Here is a 17,157-nt window from a genome sequence, read left to right as displayed (position 1 = left end):
TTCAACGATTAAACGATTAAACAAAAAATGAAAAAGTATTTTTTTCTATTATTATTGAGTTTTCAAGGGCTCTTGGCGCAGGTTCAATTTGAGGCCAAAGTCAGCAAACAAACTCTAGGGCTAAACGAAAGACTTCGCATCGACTTCACTATGAATGATGATGGCGATAACTTTACGCCGCCAAATTTTGAGGGATTTAAAATCATTGCAGGGCCAAGTCAGCAAGTGAGTCAATCTTGGATTAACGGAAAAAGTTCGTTTAATAAAACCTATTCTTATTTTTTATTACCCACACAAAAAGGGAGTTTAGTTATCCGCCAAGCATCGATTGATATTAGGGGGCAGATTTATAAAACTTCACCTATAAAAATTACAGTAACTGCGGCGGTAGAACAGCCCCGAGATCCTAATGATTCTCAGGTTTCGGCAGATGATTCGTTGCATTTAGTTGCTGAAATATCTAATACAAATCCATATATTAACGAACCAATTACGGTGGTTTATAAAATTTATTTTAGTTATAATATTGGAATCACCAATTGGCGAGAATTGGACAAACCAAAATACAATGATTTTTGGAGTCAGAATATTGACATCAAACAATTAGTTGCTGAAGAGGGAAAATACAACGGCGAAAAATACCGATTTGTAACCCTTCGAAAAACCGTTTTATATCCTCAAAAATCAGGAAAATTAGTAATAGAACCGCTTTCATTAGATGTTGATGTGCAATTGCCATCCAACAGAAGAAATATCTTTGGGCAAGTACTTTTAGTAGAAGACCACAAACGGGTTTCTGCCGGGGCAAAAACCATTAGTGTGAAAGCACTTCCAGAATCGGGGAAACCTGCAGATTTTTCGGGAGCTGTTGGGAGATTTACATTTAAAGTTACCCCTTCAAAAACAAATTTAAAATCGGGAGAAAGCCTTGATTTGGACGTGAGTGTTTCGGGAACAGGAAATTTGAAATTGTTTACTTTGCCAAAACCAATCGTTCCATCAGCTTTAGAAATGTATGATCCGGTTCACAACGAACAAGTTTCAACGCCGCTATCTGGAATGACAGGAAAAATCTCTGATAAATACGCTATAATTCCACAATATAAAGGGAATTATCCAATCAAACCAATGGTTTTCACGTATTTTGATTTGGGTTCTCGTAGTTACAAAACTATTACTTCACCTGAAATTATGGTAAATGTTTTGGAAGGACCAAATGCGGCTGATAATGCAGTTGCTGCAACGCCTGGCGATACTAAAAAAGCAATTTTGAGTTCAGCGCAATTCAAATTTATCAAATTGAAAACCGAGTTGACTTCAATGAAACATAAAGATTTTTATGGTTCTAAATTGTTTTACATCTTGTCGGTTTTACCGTTTTTATTCATTCCTGTGATTGTACTTTTCAAGAAGAAAAAAGAAGCTATTGACGGTGATGTTGCGGGAAATAAAATCAAATTATCTAACAAACTAGCGAAGAAATATTTGTCGGAAGCACAAAAAGAAATTGGAAACAAAGAGCCGTTTTATATTGCTTTAGAAAAAGCAATGCACAATTTCTTGAAGGCCAAAATCAACATTGAAACCTCGGAAATGAGTAAGGAAAAAATCAGTGAAATATTATTAGAGAAAAAAGCTAATCCCGAAGCGATTGCGTCTTTTATTAATTTAACAGAAAACTGTGAATTCGCGAGATATGCACCGTCGTCAAGTACGGCAATTCAACAAGATTATGATAAAGCGGTAGCGATTATTTCTGAATTGGAAAAGCAGATAGTTTAATTTTGCTAACCACTAAGGGCACAAAGTTTGCACAAGGGGCACAAAGGTCTTTAAAAAAATAAAATGACTGAGAACGAAATATCAAAAATAGTATTTGAAAGTGCACTCAAAGTTCATAGAAGTCTTGGGCCTGGACTCCTTGAAAGTGCTTATGAAGAATGCCTTTTTTATGAATTAAAAAAATTAAATTTAAGTGTTGAAAAGCAAAAAGCACTGCCTTTAATTTATGAAGATGTGAAGCTGGATGTGGGTTATAGAATAGACATTATCGTAGAAAATAAGTTTATAATTGAAATAAAATCGGTGGTTGAATTAAACGATGTTCACCTAGCTCAATTACTAACTTATTTGAAATTATCGAATTGCAAATTAGGCTTATTAATTAATTTCAATGTAAGATTATTAAAAGAAGGCGTTCGAAGAGTAGTAAACGGAACTCTTTAAATAATCCAGTTCTTTGTGAAACTTAGTGCCCTTAGTGGTTAAATAATTATGAAAAATTTACTTTATATAATAGTACTTACAACGCAAGTTTTCTTTGCTCAAAATGGCTTTGAAAATGGGAATGCGTTGTATCAAAAAGGGAAATATCAAGAAGCAATTACGGCTTATGAAAGTGTTTTTAGAACGAAAAAGCAATCGGAAGAATTGTATTTTAATATTGGGAATTGCTATTACAAATTAAATAAAGTAGCGCCTGCAATTTACAATTATGAAAAAGCATTGTTGCTAAATCCTAACGATGCCGAAATTCAAAATAATCTTAAATTTGCTCAAAAACTTCAAATTGACGACATAAAAACAGTTGAAAAAGTAGGTTTCAATAAACTGATTCAAGATTTCACTTACACCTTTCATTACAATACTTGGGGAGGAATTGCTGTTGGGTTATCATTTTTGTTTTTATTGTTTTTTGGTGGTTATTATTTATCACAAATTACAGTTTCAAAAAGACTATTTTTCTTTGGAATGTTCTTTGGAATGTTACTATTAATTGTGAGTGTTGCGGCTGCTATTTTTGAAAAAAATCAATACAATAATGACCAGCCAGCCATTGTGTTTTCTGAAGTTGTATCGGTAAAAAGCGAACCTAAAAATGGCGTTACAGATGCTTTTGTACTTCACGAAGGAACGAAAGTTTATGTGATTGAAAGCTTAGACAATTGGGACAAAATTCAACTTACCGACGGTTCCGAAGGTTGGATTGAAAACAGCGCAATTAAAAGATTGAAGTAAGTGGTTATCATATAATTCCCTGCTACGTTTAAATGCTGTTCGTAATTCCAACCACATTTAGCAGTAGCCGAACTACTCAAGAATATAATTTCCATTTCGTAAGGTGATAATCCTGGTATTTTCATCTCTATTAATTTAATTGAAAGTGAACAAAGAACAAAACCAATCTTTTTGACATTACTTCAAAAAAATTGGTTTTTTTGGTTTTATTGTTTTGTAAAAATCATTTCAGTATTAGGGATAAAAGAAGGAATGCTTTGTTGGTCTGCAAAAGGGCAGTTTGAAGAATCATAATAATCATACCATACATTATCAAATCTTAGCTGATTGGGTTGCCCATTTATTTTTATCAAAATAAATTCAATGGAATTTAAGCAATAATTAGGAACTCTGTTTTTATACCAAAAATTAAATAACCCATACTTTAAAGCAAGACCGGTTATTTTAAAATCGTCGTAATTGGTGATGTTAAAATCAGAATAAAGAATTTCATTGGTAGTTATATCTTTTACTTGATATTTAATCATTAATTCATCTTCATAGTTATAATTATTACTCCCTAATACACCATTTAATTGCTGAATAAATTTTACAAAAACAAATGTGTACTCTTTAGTATCTAATGTTCCTTTCCAAGTGCCCTCATAATAACCCAATACATTATTCAAATCTTCATAGTAGGTGCCGTTTTGATAGGTGTCTGGGTCGTAACTGTAAAGGGGTTTGGTTACGGTTACTTGTCCATTGCATGCAATTGATATAGCAAAAAATGCTATGATTAGTATATTTTTCATAATGTTATTTTTAACTTCTACATATTGGATGAAGTTAATAAAAACCGACATTTTACTCTTACACAAAACGTGTTTGACTACCATTTAACGTCTGGTTAAAATTAAATTTTCTTGGGGTAAAAACATGGGAATACTTATTTGGTTAGGATAATTGGGACAGTCAATATAACTATAGTCACTGTACCTGAAATAACAATATTTAACTTGGTTGGGCTGACCACTGATTTTTTGTAAAATAAATTTTGCAGAATTATAACATTTGCTGGCAACGTCTTCAAACTTGAAAGAATAAATCCCATTTCTCATTGCTAATCCAAGAATAGAATAATCGTTATAATTAACTGCAGACAAGTTATCATATATTAATTGGTTGGTAGTTAAATCTAATACCTGGTATTTACCACGGATTTCATCTTCATAATAATAATTGGAGTTAGTATTCCCATTTAATTTTTGTATAAATTGGGTAAACACAAATGTGTATTTCATATTATTGAGGATGCCTTCCCACGTGCCTTCCCAATAATACAATTCACTATTCAAATCTTTATAGTAGACGCCATTTTGATGGGTGTCTGGGTCGTAACTGTAAAGCGGTTTTGTAACGGTTACTTGTCCATTACATGCAATTGATATAGCAAAAAATGCTATGATTAGTATATTTTTCATAATGTTATTTAATTACAAGGTTCTTCAATTAGTTCTTGGTTGTTAGGTGTACTGTTAGGCGCCAGAGTTTTTCGAGTCCAATTCAAATTAATACTATTAAGTTCATTTTCTACAGTTCCTTCAAAAAGGCCTATTTTATTTTCTAATCCTGCATCTTTTAAGAGTTGAAGCAACATTTTTTGTAATTTCTCTTTTCGTGTGGTAGCATTATTGTTTAAGTTGTAAATAATCTTTTCCGATTCTTTATCGTAATCTGTTTTAAACGTTTTCCATTTAGAATCCAATTGAATTCTTTCATCTAATGAAAAAGGTTCTAACAAAGTTACAGCAAAAACACCTTCATTTGAAATCATAACTCCAAAAGCATCTTGGATTACTATTTGCGTTTAAATGAGAATTTTGACAAGTTGTTATTAAAGCCAACACATCTGCCGGTGATGATATTTTTACAACTCTATCAAATTCTTCTCCATTCTCATTAGTTACTATTATATTAGTGTGAACGTGAGTATAATTAATAGATCCTGATAGCATGTTCATGCTTGTGTTCCCCAAAGGTGTGGCATTTACATATTGTTTGACGCCGTTTTCTATTTTTTCTACAAATCCACTCTCGCGGGATAAATTGAAACTGGAAGGCTTATTTATTCCTTTAAATTTTTGTTTATAAGCATTGCTACTAGTCTCCTTCTGAATTCTACCACAAGGAGTATCAGGAAAAGTTTGTGGAGCTCCACCACCACCACCATGATGAGAATCTACAGGAGAAGTTAGTATTCCGCCTCCAGAACTATTTGAAGAGGAGCCTATTTCGCTACTACCACTACTATTTGAACCATAACCTAAATCGAAAGAAAATCCTCCCTCACTACCACCTCCACATTCAATATAGGTCCAAGTCATTATCATATAGTCACCTGCGTCGTTTAAATGCTGTTCTAAATTCCAACCACATTTAGCAGTAGCCGAACTACTCAAGGATATAATTTCCATTTCATTAGCAGACAATACTGGTATTTTACCATATTTCAGCTTTTGCCTTTGCTCTTCCGACATTTTGTATTTTGATAGATAGGGGGTTCATATTCATTGTCTTCTTTTAAACTAAAAACGATGTTTTCCAGTTTTTCTGACGGTGCATCCCGGTAGATTGGAAAAGTGAAAGACTTATACCCATTGTCTTTTTCAATTAACAATCCGTTTTCATCGTCAAAATAAAAACCGTGGATATATTACCTAAATTATTACTGCTAAGGTTTTCTACGTAAAATAAAAGAGCCTAATACTTTACCATCATCTTTACCCACACCTCCATCATCCGCAACGTCTTCTTTTAAGATTTTAACCAAAAGAGAATCGGGGGGATTTTTTTCATCATAATAATTACTGACCAAACCATAGTCACCAGCAGAATAAAAATCCTCCACAGACCACAATTCAAAATATTTTGATAATGAAGGATTGCTTAATACAATTCTAATTTGTGTTGCATCTTCAGATAAATTATATCGAAGATCCTTATAGCTTTTGTAACTATATAACTTTTCAGCAAATACTTCCTTAATTACAAAGTGAGTGGTGTCATTAATCATTACATCAGCAGGATAGTACTCCCATAAAAATGCATCTATTTTTTTGGATTCAACAATACTATTGCTTGAAAATGGTCCGAGAGTCTTAACAATCGGGTTGCAACTAATTAACAACAGGCAAAAAGAAACAACTGCAAAAATACCCTTTATAATAATTACTCCACTTATATTTAATGCTATTCTCTTCATAATTTCTTTGGTTCATTTATAGAAAACTAACTCTCCAGCACGAATCCTTTCGTGTAGCCGGTAAGTTTTTCAACGCTCCCGCTCGAATCCTTTCGTGCGGCTAAAATAAAAATCATTCCTTTAAAACCCATGTAAAATCTATTTTACAATTCAAATATAGAAATTTAAACTTTTAATCAAACTAACACGCGAAAGAATTCGGGAAAGGACCGGAGTTAAAAATTAATGACTTAAAGGCAATAATTTCAAATTTAAAATCAAAGTAAGCGATTATTTATCGGATTTAACTTTAATTTCCTCATACCATTCTTCTACAGACGGATAAATTAGTGCAACCATTTTTTGAATTGGATTGTATTATAAAAGTTTCAAACGTATTGATTATATTATAAAATCAATATATTTGGTAAAATTACTTCTATATGATTTTAAGAAAAAAAATAATTGTTGTTTTACCCGCCTATAATGCCGAAAAAACTTTGGTTAATACCTACAATGAAATTCCTTTTGATATTGTAGATGAAGTAATATTGGTCGATGACAATAGTATAGATGCTACTATTGATGTAGCAAAAAATCTAAATAAAAAATGCCCACTTCATATTATTTCACATCAAAATAATCTTGGGTATGGGGGTAACCAAAAATCATGTTACAATAAAGCTTTAGAACTTAAAGCTGATATAATTGTAATGCTACACCCAGATTATCAATATACACCAAAATTAATCCATTCAATGTGTTATTTAATTGCCAATGATGTTTACCCTGTTGTAATTGGCTCAAGAATTATAGGAAACGGAGCATTAAAAGGAGGGATGCCAATCTATAAATATATTGCCAATCGATTCCTTACTTTTTTCCAAAATTTGTTAATGAATCAGAAATTATCTGAATATCACACAGGATATAGAGCATATTCAAAAGAAGTTCTGAATAAAATCAATTTCAATAAAAATTCTAATGATTTTATTTTTGACAATCAGTTTTTAGCTCAAATTTTATTTAATGGTTTCGAAATTGCTGAAATAACTTGTCCAACAAAATACTTTAAAGAATCTTCGTCAATAAATTTTTCAAGGAGCGTTACTTATGGTTTGGGGGTACTTAAAACTTCATTTCAATATTTTTTATGTAAATTAAATGTCATTGAATCTAATTTATTTAAAAATGAATAAACAGATTAAATTCATTACTTTATTTTCAAAAAAAAATGTAAGTTTATTTATATTTTTGTTTGTAAATTTTATTTTTTCTTTGAAATATTTAAGCCGTGAGACAAACTTCTATTTAATAATTTCTTTTTTAATATCACTTGTCTACTTTTTTATTTGGAGGTATAAAAATGTATTAGATAGGTTGCCAATTGGCTTATCAAAACTGAATTTTTTAATATTATCTATTTTTGTGTTGGGATGTAATTCTGCTTTTAATAAAATTCCTGTAGCAACACTTAATGTAGATAGATGGAGTGTAATAACCTCTTTTTGGGATAGTTATTTCAACAATCAATATGTATATTTTGCAAAATCAAATGTTGGGAATCCCCCGGGACCAATGCCGTTTTACTTTCTTTTAGCATTACCATTCTATTTTATAGGTGAATTGGGTTGGTTTTCAGTTATGGGAGTAATACTGTTTTTTATCTTTTTAAATTATTCTAAAACAAGTAAATTAAATACAACAACAACTTTAATTTTATTATTAAGTAGCGTTTTCTATTTATGGGAAGTTGTAAGCAGAAGCAATATTTTTTTAAACAGCACCTTGGTTTTGGCGGTATTATACTATTATTTAAATAGTAATAAATTAGATTTAAAAAACTTGATATTAACTGGTATATTAATTGGTTTGTCAATTTCCACAAGGAATGTTTTAGTAATTCCTTTCATAGTTACATTTGTATTTCAACTAAAAAATGGATTACTAACATTCAAACAACTTATGCAATTAGGATTTATTTCAGTGCTACTATTTATATTGACATTTATACCATTCGTCTATAATCATTTTGAAGAATTTAAAATAATGAACCCATTTATAATCCAATCATCAGCATTAGTTCCATTTAAATATACTGTGCTTTTTATGTTTTTGGGAGTTCTTTCTGGATTTATTTGTAAATCATTTTCGGATATTTATTTTTTTAGTGGTTTGGTTTTATTTATAAGTATAACGATTTATTTTATTTACCATATAAATTTAGTAGGGTTTAATAAAACTTTCTTTGAAAGCGATGCTGATATTTCATATTTTATATTGTGTGTTCCTTATTGTCTATTCTATTTATTTAATGAACAAAAAGCAAACCTATGAAAAGAATGGCTTAAAAGTAATTGTGCTAATTTTATTTTTTTATAAATTTAAAATGGCTACAAGAACTTTATAACAAACATAAAACGAAGGATTTATTTTTTACTTACAACGCAAGTTTTCTTTGCTCAAAATAGTTTTTAAACGTAAATGCAATGTGTCAAAAACAGAAACATCAAGTGCTACAGATGCATTTGTAATACACGAAGGAACGAAAGTTTATGTGATCGAAAGCTTAAACAATTGCGACAAAATTCAACTTACCGACGGTAACGAAGGTTGGATTGAAAATAGTGCAATTAAGCGATTGAAATAACCGATTTATGATTATCGAACTTTAGATATACTAACTTTAAACCATAAAATTTAGCATATTCATTTTAGTTTCATAAAATTATTTTAAATATTTCGTTTTTATTTTATCAACGATTACTTGTGCTAATTTTTGGTGGCTTTCGAGTGTCCAACCAGCGATGTGTGGCGTGAGGAGTACATTATCTGCATTAAGCAAATATTTGAAAGCGACTGGTTTTTTGGAATCAATGAATAGATTTTCGAACGATAATTTCTCATATTCTAAAACATCTAATCCTGCGCCAAGAACCTTCCCCGATTTTAAACCTTTTACCAAATCAGCTGTAACTACTGAATTTCCTCGAGCCGTGTTGATAAACCAAAAGGGTTTTGAAAACGAATTTATAAATTTGGCATTAATCATTTTATCAGTTGACGGATTCCAAGGCGTGTGAAGACTTATAACGTTTGCTTTTTGTTGCAATTCTGATAAGGAAACCTGTTTTGCATTGGAATCACCCACGTTTTTAAGAATGTCATAACAAAGCACTTCAACATCAAAACCCTGAAGTTTTTTGGCAAATGATTTCCCCATAGTTCCATAACCAATTATGCCAATAGTTTTACCTTCTAATTCATGACCGCGATTAGCTTCTCGGTTCCAATGTCCTGATTTAATTTCTGAAAAGGATTTATTGAGATTGTTAAAAAGCGATAAAAGCATTCCAAGTGCGTGTTCTCCAACGGCGTTGCTATTGCCCTCGGGTGCCGCTATTAGTGAAATATTTTTCGATAAAGCATAATCGCAATCGATGCTTTCTAAACCAGCGCCAACTCGTGCTATGAATTGTAAATTGGTACCTTTATCAAGAAATATTTTATCAATTTTGAATCGGCTACGAATTACAATTCCTTGATATTCTTGAATCGTAGCTTCAATTTCTTGTTTTGAGGATGTGAAATCTTCATAATTTATAAATCCTAATTCCTGCAATTGTTCCCTTAATAAAGGATGGTTGCTATCGATGTGAAGAATTTTTATTTTAGATGCAGACATAATTGAATTTTGAAGCTAAAGGTATTTTGAATAAATTTAGTAAAATTATTTTAGCTTTCTTTTAGTACCATATCGATAGTTATAGCTGCAGAAAGTATTAATATTTTGTTTTCCAAATTTGAAAAATCAGATGCAATACTAACATTGTACTTATCAGCCGAGGTAAATAATTCTTTCATCGCTCCAGCCCATTTTTTAGAAATCGTTCCAATTTGATTTTTAGAAAAATCATTGATTACGAAATTCCAAGCCTTCCAATCCCCTGTAATTTGAGCTACATATACCCCTTTTGAATTGAAAATATTAAATGTTGGCTTAAAAAATTTGAACTTTTGGTTGATAGTTCCAATTGTTACCCCCTCAGGGTTTTTGAGTATAATTTTCGACATAAAAAAAGTCCAGCCTCTGGAAATTGAAACTTCTAGTTTATCGTCAGAATCTTTAATTTCGAGTAAAAACGGCAACATTGGTTTCTTTAAAACTAATCGCAACATTTTTTGTCCTGTTGTTAATTTTTGTTTTATTGCGCCAATCGGTACTCCTACTTCATTAAATATTTGGTAACAATTTTCAAATTTAAAAAAGTTAACTTTTTCATCTATAAAGTAGCTATTGGATTCAAAAAAATTTGATTTCATATATTTTTATTTTATTTTTATTTGTGAAAAAGTCAAAAACCAGAAAAATTATAAACGAACTAGCAACTAATAGTTGTCAAATATATAAAAAAGAAACTTTATTTGTTACTAATAATTTACCTTAAGCGAAAGATAGTCGTTACAAAACTTAACATCATTTTATCAGTCGATTCCAATTGCTTGTCCTAAATTTGTAAAAAACAAAATTATGCTAAACTTTGAATTATACAATCCTACAAACCTTGTTTTTGGGAAAGGTCAAATAGAAAAATTATCAACATTAGTTCCTGAAAATGCCAAAATATTATTGGTTTATGGTGGAGGAAGTATTTTCAAAAACGGAGTTTACGACCAAGTCAAAGCCGCTCTAAAGAATTTTGAAATCGTAGAGTTTGGCGGAATCGAACCCAATCCGCATTTTGAAACCGTAATGAAAGCGGTTGCAATTGTCAAGAAACAAAACATCACTTTTATTCTTGCCGTTGGCGGAGGATCTGTAATTGACGGTGTAAAATTCATTTCTGCCGCCACAAAATTCGATGGAAATCCAGTAGATATATTAATTAAAAGAATCCTAATCAAAGACCTTTCTCAGGTAATTCCATTCGGAACAATTTTGACTTTGCCGGCAACGGGAAGTGAAATGAACTCGGGTTCGGTAATTACGATTCAAGCAACACAAGAAAAATTAGCTTTTGGAGGAAGCGCTTTATTTCCAAAATTCTCCATTTGCGACCCAACTGTAATTGCTTCTTTGCCAAAACAACAAATTCAAAATGGTATAATTGATGCCTATTCCCACGTCATGGAACAATATTTAACGTATCCGCACGACGGTTTTCTGCAAGACAGAATTGCCGAAGGGATTTTGCAAACGCTAATAGAAGTTGGTCCTAAAGTCATGGAAAACCCTACCGATTATGCCTTGGCGTCAAATTATATGTGGAGTTGTACCATGGCGCTGAACGGATTAATTCAAAAAGGGGTACCTTCAGATTGGGCAACTCACATGATTGGTCACGAATTAACCGCTTTATACAACATCGATCACGCCAGAACGTTGGCAATTATCGCCCCAAATTTGTTTAAAGTGATGTTTGAAACTAAAAAACAAAAATTGGCACAATATGGAAAACGGATTTTCAATTTATCAGGAACAGAAGACGAAATTGCTGCCGAAGCAATTAACTTAACCGAAGCGTTTTTTCACACCATGGGAATGCAAACCAAACTGTCGGAATATACAGAAGAATATGGCAAAACTGCCGATTTTATTGTGAAACGTTTTCAAGAAAGAGGCTGGAACGGACTCGGTGAAAAACAAAATATCAACCTCGAAAAAGTACGAGAAATTGTGGAAATGAGCTATTAAAATAACCGTTTAAAAACTAAAGGCGTTCTCGAATTTTATTTGAGAACGCCTTTTAAATTAAACAAAACACAAACAAACATAACTAACTTTTATCATAATTATCAACTGCACAATTGATTTTATACAGTAATAACGAAAAATAGAATTTCGTATTGTATTGAAAATCATAATAATACGTTAATAATTTTAATTACAATTCTACAACTACAATTCAAAAATCAAATTTGCATCTATTTCAATCAAATTTCAGTACTTTTGAAGCATAATTTTTTGAAGCTATTCCTGCTATACGCTATATCCACGCTAAAAAGCGTGGGATACCGCTGCTATCAGGGCTAAAATAAAATAAAATGACAGATCAACCAAAATTTGCAGTAATAGGAGGAGGAAGTTGGGCAACAGCAATTGCAAAAATGCTCTGTGTTAATTTACCAGAAATTACGTGGTACATGAGAAATGAAGAGGCAATCGAACATATAAAAACCTTCCATCACAATCCAAATTATTTGAGTTCGGTAGAATTTCACATCGAACAATTACGGTTAACGAGTGATATAAATGAAGCCGTTGCAGCTGCCGATTATATAATTTTTGCCATTCCATCGGCATTCTTAGGGGGCGAATTAAAAAACCTAACTCAGAGTTTAGAGGGGAAAGTGATTTTTTCAGCCATAAAAGGAATTGTTCCCGAAACAAGCCTGATTGTTGGTGAGCATTTCAATAAAGTATACGATATTCCTTTAGAAAATATAGGTGTAATCACCGGGCCTTGCCACGCCGAAGAGGTTGCATTAGAGAGATTATCTTATTTAACTATTGCTTGTGGAGATGCCTCAAAAGCAAAAGTAGTAGCCAAATATTTATCGAGTAATTACATCAAAACTAAGATTAGCGACGATATTATTGGAACAGAATATGCAGCAATGCTTAAAAATATTTATGCAATTGCAGCAGGAATGGCTCACGGATTGGGTTATGGCGATAATTTCCAATCAGTTTTGATGAGCAACGGAATTCGAGAAATGAAGAAATTTATCCGCAAAGTTCACAGAATGAAACGTAACATTAATGATTCAGCCTATTTAGGAGATTTATTAGTAACAGGATATTCCGTGTTTTCAAGAAACAGAATGTTCGGAAATATGGTTGGAAAAGGCTACACTGTAAAATCCGCAATGATGGAAATGAGTATGGTTGCCGAAGGATATTATGCTACTAAAAGTGCTTGGGAACTCAACCAAAATTATGGTGCGAAAACACCAATAATTGATGCTGTTTATGATATTTTATACGAAGGAAAAGAAGCGAAAAAAGTATTTAAAAAGCTAACAGAAAGATTAGATTAGTTAAGGTAAAATAATTTGTTCCATTACCCAATTGGTATGAACTCCTGATAATCCTGTTGAAGGATGAACGCTAATTCCACTCAAATGTTCCTGCATTTTTTTAACGTGAAAGAGCTGTACATTTTCTGGATGCGCAATAAAGAGTTCTGTTTTGCCTTTTTCAGTTTCTAATACAATGTTGTTTTCTTCAAAAATTGAAAAAATAATTTTTCCTTTACTGCCATAAATAGTTACCGTATCTTCAAGTAATTGACAGCCAAAATTCCAACTTCCTGTACCTGTAATTCCCGATTGGTGTAACCAAGTTGCTGCAATAGCATCTTTTGCAGAATATAAGTTTTGTTGATTCAAGTTTACTCCAGAAGCGCTGCTTATTTCTCCGAAAAGATGAACAAACAAATCCAATCCGTGGCTTGCCAAATCATCGAAATAGCCGCCAGGAGCTACCGTAACGTCTGTTCTCCAATTGTATTCGCCGGAAACATCAACAGCTGATGGTGGTCGCATGAAATGCCAATTTATATGACGGATTTCGCCAATGGTTTTTTCATCTATCCAGCTTTTTATTTTTTCAAATCGAGGAAGTGAACGGCGATAATAGGCAACAAAGAGTGGAATATTTCTTGATGAAAAGGCATTATGAATAGCCAAACTGTCTTCATAATTGGGTGCCAAAGGTTTTTCTATACAACATGGTTTTCCAGCCAAAGCCACTTTGAGTCCGTAGAATTTATGAGAATCGGGTGGCGTTGCGATATAAACGGCATCAACTTCGGGATCGTTTATTAAATCGTCAGCATTAGAATAGTATTTTTTTATGCCGTGTCTTTTGGCATAATCAGCAGCTTTTTCTGCATCTCTCCGCATTACTGCAACGATTTCAAAGCCTTCTGTTTTTTGATAAGCAGGACCGCTTTTCACTTCGGTTACATTTCCGCAGCCTATAATTCCCCAACGGATTATTTTTGAAATTGGATTCATACTTATCTTACAATTACGCCATCAACAAATAAAATGGGCACTTCTTCTACATTTTTTTCTGAAATTGAATTGGCTTTAAAGATAAATTTCTTATCGTATAAGGTGTTTCCAATAAAGAAAGTAACCATAAATTCATTGTTTAATGTAGTTACACTTTTTTCAAGCATTTCAACTTTCACTACTGAAACTGCGTGAATTGCTACAAAAGCGTGACGCAAAAGGGACGTTTTTTTCATTTCCCCATCAATAGTTCCAAAAGCTTTGGAAACTACCATTACGCCATCAAGGTTAAAATCGCTATCGTTTACCAAATAGATATACCAAACTTTTTCCATAAAATCGTCGTTCCATTCTTGAACGGCGGCTACGAAAACATTTTCTACTTCTGGAATTATGATGTCTTTTTTCATGTCTTTGCGAGGAACTAAGCAATCTCTTTTTTCATTCGGATAATGTCTTTCATCTATCCGTCTATTATCTATTTTCTTTTATATGCTTGCTTTAAATTGTTCTAAAAAACGCACGTCATTTTCGTAAAACATACGAATATCGCCGATTTGATAGAGCAACATTGCGATGCGTTCAACGCCCATTCCGAAGGCAAAACCGTTGAATTCATTGGTGTCGATACCGCAATTTTTCAGCACATTTGGATCTACCATTCCACAACCTCCAATTTCTAACCAACCGGTTCCTTTTGTAATTCGGTAATCGGTTTCGGTTTTCAATCCCCAATAAATATCAATTTCTGCACTTGGTTCTGTGAAAGGAAAATACGACGGACGCAAGCGAATTTTCGATTTTCCGAACATTTCTTTGGTGAAATACAACAAGGTTTGTTTTAAATCGGCAAAGGAAACGTCTTTGTCAATATATAAACCTTCAACTTGGTGGAAAATACAGTGAGAACGAGACGAAACGGCTTCATTTCGGAAAACTCTTCCTGGTGAAATCGTTCGTATTGGCGGTTTGTTGTTTTCCATATACCGAACTTGCACAGATGAGGTGTGTGTTCGCAGTAAAATATCGGGGTTGGTTTGTATAAAAAAAGTATCTTGCATGTCTCTCGCTGGATGGTATTCCGGCAAGTTTAATGCGGTGAAATTATGCCAATCATCTTCGATTTCCGGCCCTTCAGAAACGTTAAAACCGATGGTAGAAAAGATGTCGATAATTTGGTTTTTGACCAATGAAATTGGGTGACGAGAACCTATAACCAAAGGTTCAGCTGGGCGTGTTAAATCGCCATAGAAACCCTTGATTTCTATTTTACTTTCAAGTGCTTCTTGGATGGTTTTTATCTTTTCTTCGGCAGTAGTTTTCAGTAAATTGATTACTAGACCAAACTCCTTTTTTTGGTCGTTTGGCACCAATTTAAATTCAGCAAAAAAGTTGTTTAAAAGTCCTTTTTTGCCTAAGAATTTGATGCGAAAAGCTTCTAATTCGGCTGCGTCTTGCGTTTGAAAAGCGTGCGCTTCGCCAATATATTCTTTTATCTTATCAGTCATTTTCATTCAATAATTGTGGTTGCAAATATAAGAAATTTTGTTGTTAGGGACAAGTCGCGACTTGTCCGCACTTGATGAGGACAAGTCACGATTTGTCCATACAAAGAATAATGTTAATCAATAAGTTCTTTTTCAAGAAAATAATTCACAATAGCTTCTTTCATCAAAACCGATTGTTCTCCAGCTTTTAAAGGTGGTAATTCCTCTTTTACTTTGTAATGTGGCCAACCATCAACATCTACATAATCAAATTCATAATACCCGTAAGGCTCTAATAATCTGCAAATTGCAATGTGCATCAGGTTCAATTTTTCGTCTTTTTTGTAGGCCTCGTGAATTTTCCCCAATTCCTGAACACCAATTAAATAAATTATGGCGTCTAAATCTAAATCTTCGCCTTGTGAAAATTGATTGGAAAGTATATTTACAAGCTGTTCCCAGCGTTCTTTGAGTTGTATATCTCTTGACATTTTATTAATTTAGGATTTAAGATTTAAGATTTGCGAAAAATGAAAAATTCGCTTATACAAACAAAATTATTTTCACAAAGATAGTAAGTTGTAATTTGACAATCCACAATCTTTAATTGATAATTCTTTTATCTTTGCTCTTTATTCTTTTTTTATATGAGTTATTTAGATATTTTTCTTGGGGTTTTACTAATTTATGGATTTTTCCGTGGCATTTGGAATGGTTTTTTCATAGAATTGGCTTCGTTTGTTTCGCTTCTAATTGGGATTTATGTGGCGATAAAATTCTCGTATTTAATGAAAATATACGTTGGAAGTCACGTTTCTTGGAATCCAAAAACCATTCAAATTGTAGCTTTTATAATCACTTTTATAGCGGTTGTAATTGGGATTTCATTATTGGCTAAATTCCTAACTAAGATGGCAAATATAGCCAGTTTGGGAATTGTAAATAAAGTATCAGGGGGTGTTTTCGGACTTTTAAAAACAATTTTAATGTTGAGTATTTCCTTGAATTTATTCCAAAAAATAAATATGAATTACACTTTTGCAGAGAAAGCTACTATTGATAAATCCTTGTTTTACAACCCAATTCAAAAAATAGCTGCCATAATTTATCCATCTGTAGAAGAATGGTACAAGGAAATTAAGGTGAAATCCGATAAGTAAGCGTTTACTTTGATTTGAAATTTGAAATTATTGCTTGTAAGTCATTGATTTTTAACTCTGTTGCTTTCCTAATTCCTTTCGTGTGTTCGTTTGATTAAAAGTTCAAATTTCGATATTTGAATTGTAAAATAGATTTTACATGGGTTGTAAAGGAATAATTTTTACTTTAGCCACACGAAAGGATTCGTGCGGGCAATGTCATTAAGTTAAGGATTTTTCACAAGCTATCTTTTTGATTTTTAGTTAC

General features: G+C 32.4%; 20 protein-coding genes. 9 read left to right on the top strand and 11 right to left on the bottom strand.

Annotation, left to right across the window (positions count from 1 at the left end; translation table 11 throughout):
• Window positions 1-27 precede the first annotated feature (27 nt).
• The 3 genes from AC9UEH_RS10125 to AC9UEH_RS10115 all read left to right on the top strand — a co-directional run bounded on the left by AC9UEH_RS10125 (window position 28) and on the right by AC9UEH_RS10115 (window position 3,018).
• The gene (locus tag AC9UEH_RS10125; RefSeq protein WP_509531374.1) at window positions 28-1,782 is read left to right on the top strand and encodes a BatD family protein; all 1,755 of its coding nucleotides are present in this window, start codon (window positions 28-30) and stop codon (window positions 1,780-1,782) included.
• A gap of 63 nt (window positions 1,783-1,845) precedes the next feature.
• Complete coding sequence (locus AC9UEH_RS10120) at window positions 1,846-2,226, top strand: GxxExxY protein (RefSeq protein ID WP_509531372.1); 381 nt, start codon at window positions 1,846-1,848, stop codon at window positions 2,224-2,226.
• Between the two features lie 48 nt (window positions 2,227-2,274).
• Window positions 2,275-3,018, top strand: a complete 744-nt coding sequence (locus tag AC9UEH_RS10115; protein WP_509531370.1) for a tetratricopeptide repeat protein — start codon at window positions 2,275-2,277, stop codon at window positions 3,016-3,018.
• Window positions 3,019-3,224: 206 nt separating this feature from the next.
• Here AC9UEH_RS10115 and AC9UEH_RS10110 read toward each other — a convergent pair whose 3' ends face one another.
• The 5 genes from AC9UEH_RS10110 to AC9UEH_RS10090 all read right to left on the bottom strand — a co-directional run bounded on the left by AC9UEH_RS10110 (window position 3,225) and on the right by AC9UEH_RS10090 (window position 6,262).
• Window positions 3,225-3,812 (bottom strand): hypothetical protein, encoded by a 588-nt coding sequence (locus AC9UEH_RS10110; protein WP_509531368.1) that lies wholly within the window; start codon window positions 3,810-3,812, stop codon window positions 3,225-3,227.
• A gap of 84 nt (window positions 3,813-3,896) precedes the next feature.
• Window positions 3,897-4,481, bottom strand: a complete 585-nt coding sequence (locus AC9UEH_RS10105; protein ID WP_509531366.1) for a DUF6705 family protein — start codon at window positions 4,479-4,481, stop codon at window positions 3,897-3,899.
• An 8-nt stretch (window positions 4,482-4,489) separates the two neighbouring features.
• The gene (locus AC9UEH_RS10100) at window positions 4,490-4,834 is read right to left on the bottom strand and encodes a hypothetical protein (protein ID WP_509531364.1); all 345 of its coding nucleotides are present in this window, start codon (window positions 4,832-4,834) and stop codon (window positions 4,490-4,492) included.
• On the bottom strand, window positions 4,821-5,537 hold the full coding sequence (locus AC9UEH_RS10095) for a hypothetical protein (protein ID WP_509531362.1): 717 nt from the start codon (window positions 5,535-5,537) through the stop codon (window positions 4,821-4,823). The genes AC9UEH_RS10100 and AC9UEH_RS10095 overlap by 14 nt, the downstream gene beginning before the upstream one ends.
• 194 nt (window positions 5,538-5,731) lie before the next feature.
• A complete protein-coding gene (locus AC9UEH_RS10090) occupies window positions 5,732-6,262 on the bottom strand; it encodes a hypothetical protein (RefSeq protein WP_509531360.1) in 531 nt (176 codons plus the stop codon).
• Window positions 6,263-6,684: 422 nt separating this feature from the next.
• Here AC9UEH_RS10090 and AC9UEH_RS10085 point away from each other — a divergent pair, with 422 nt between their 5' ends.
• The 3 genes from AC9UEH_RS10085 to AC9UEH_RS10075 all read left to right on the top strand — a co-directional run bounded on the left by AC9UEH_RS10085 (window position 6,685) and on the right by AC9UEH_RS10075 (window position 8,891).
• Window positions 6,685-7,440, top strand: coding sequence for a glycosyltransferase family 2 protein (locus AC9UEH_RS10085; RefSeq protein ID WP_509531358.1), 756 nt, complete (start codon window positions 6,685-6,687; stop codon window positions 7,438-7,440).
• A 229-nt stretch (window positions 7,441-7,669) separates the two neighbouring features.
• Entirely contained in the window at window positions 7,670-8,578 is a 909-nt protein-coding gene (locus tag AC9UEH_RS10080) for a hypothetical protein (RefSeq protein WP_509531356.1), read from the top strand.
• A 154-nt stretch (window positions 8,579-8,732) separates the two neighbouring features.
• Window positions 8,733-8,891, top strand: a complete 159-nt coding sequence (locus AC9UEH_RS10075; RefSeq protein WP_509531354.1) for a hypothetical protein — start codon at window positions 8,733-8,735, stop codon at window positions 8,889-8,891.
• Between the two features lie 78 nt (window positions 8,892-8,969).
• Here the strand turns inward: AC9UEH_RS10075 and AC9UEH_RS10070 are convergent, their stop codons facing one another.
• Together AC9UEH_RS10070 and AC9UEH_RS10065 are read right to left on the bottom strand one after the other, a co-directional pair.
• A complete protein-coding gene (locus tag AC9UEH_RS10070) occupies window positions 8,970-9,926 on the bottom strand; it encodes a 2-hydroxyacid dehydrogenase (RefSeq protein ID WP_509531352.1) in 957 nt (318 codons plus the stop codon).
• 50 nt (window positions 9,927-9,976) lie between these two features.
• A complete protein-coding gene (locus tag AC9UEH_RS10065) occupies window positions 9,977-10,564 on the bottom strand; it encodes an LURP-one-related/scramblase family protein (protein ID WP_509531350.1) in 588 nt (195 codons plus the stop codon).
• A gap of 208 nt (window positions 10,565-10,772) precedes the next feature.
• Between AC9UEH_RS10065 and AC9UEH_RS10060 the strand changes: the two genes are divergently transcribed.
• The gene (locus tag AC9UEH_RS10060) at window positions 10,773-11,936 is read left to right on the top strand and encodes an iron-containing alcohol dehydrogenase (RefSeq protein WP_509531348.1); all 1,164 of its coding nucleotides are present in this window, start codon (window positions 10,773-10,775) and stop codon (window positions 11,934-11,936) included.
• A gap of 350 nt (window positions 11,937-12,286) precedes the next feature.
• Window positions 12,287-13,282 (top strand): NAD(P)H-dependent glycerol-3-phosphate dehydrogenase, encoded by a 996-nt coding sequence (locus AC9UEH_RS10055; protein WP_509531346.1) that lies wholly within the window; start codon window positions 12,287-12,289, stop codon window positions 13,280-13,282.
• Here the strand turns inward: AC9UEH_RS10055 and AC9UEH_RS10050 are convergent, their stop codons facing one another.
• The 4 genes from AC9UEH_RS10050 to AC9UEH_RS10035 all read right to left on the bottom strand — a co-directional run bounded on the left by AC9UEH_RS10050 (window position 13,283) and on the right by AC9UEH_RS10035 (window position 16,241).
• Entirely contained in the window at window positions 13,283-14,263 is a 981-nt protein-coding gene (locus AC9UEH_RS10050; RefSeq protein ID WP_509531344.1) for a Gfo/Idh/MocA family protein, read from the bottom strand.
• Window positions 14,264-14,265: 2 nt separating this feature from the next.
• Window positions 14,266-14,673, bottom strand: a complete 408-nt coding sequence (locus AC9UEH_RS10045; protein WP_509531342.1) for a hypothetical protein — start codon at window positions 14,671-14,673, stop codon at window positions 14,266-14,268.
• Window positions 14,674-14,751: 78 nt separating this feature from the next.
• Window positions 14,752-15,771, bottom strand: a complete 1,020-nt coding sequence (gene pheS / locus AC9UEH_RS10040; protein ID WP_509531340.1) for a phenylalanine--tRNA ligase subunit alpha — start codon at window positions 15,769-15,771, stop codon at window positions 14,752-14,754.
• A gap of 113 nt (window positions 15,772-15,884) precedes the next feature.
• Window positions 15,885-16,241 carry a hypothetical protein gene (locus AC9UEH_RS10035; protein WP_509531338.1) on the bottom strand — a complete coding sequence of 119 codons (357 nt, stop codon included), beginning with the start codon at window positions 16,239-16,241 and terminating at the stop codon, window positions 15,885-15,887.
• A gap of 156 nt (window positions 16,242-16,397) precedes the next feature.
• Between AC9UEH_RS10035 and AC9UEH_RS10030 the strand changes: the two genes are divergently transcribed.
• Window positions 16,398-16,910: a CvpA family protein gene (locus AC9UEH_RS10030; protein WP_509531336.1), complete on the top strand. Its 513-nt coding sequence runs from the start codon at window positions 16,398-16,400 to the stop codon at window positions 16,908-16,910.
• Window positions 16,911-17,157 lie beyond the last annotated feature (247 nt).

The sequence above is a fragment of the Flavobacterium sp. genome, assembly GCF_040402835.1.
Lineage (GTDB): Bacteria > Bacteroidota > Bacteroidia > Flavobacteriales > Flavobacteriaceae > Flavobacterium.
The sequence above is the reverse complement of the archived record's forward strand: the minus strand, read 5'-3'. Positions and strand labels throughout refer to the sequence as shown.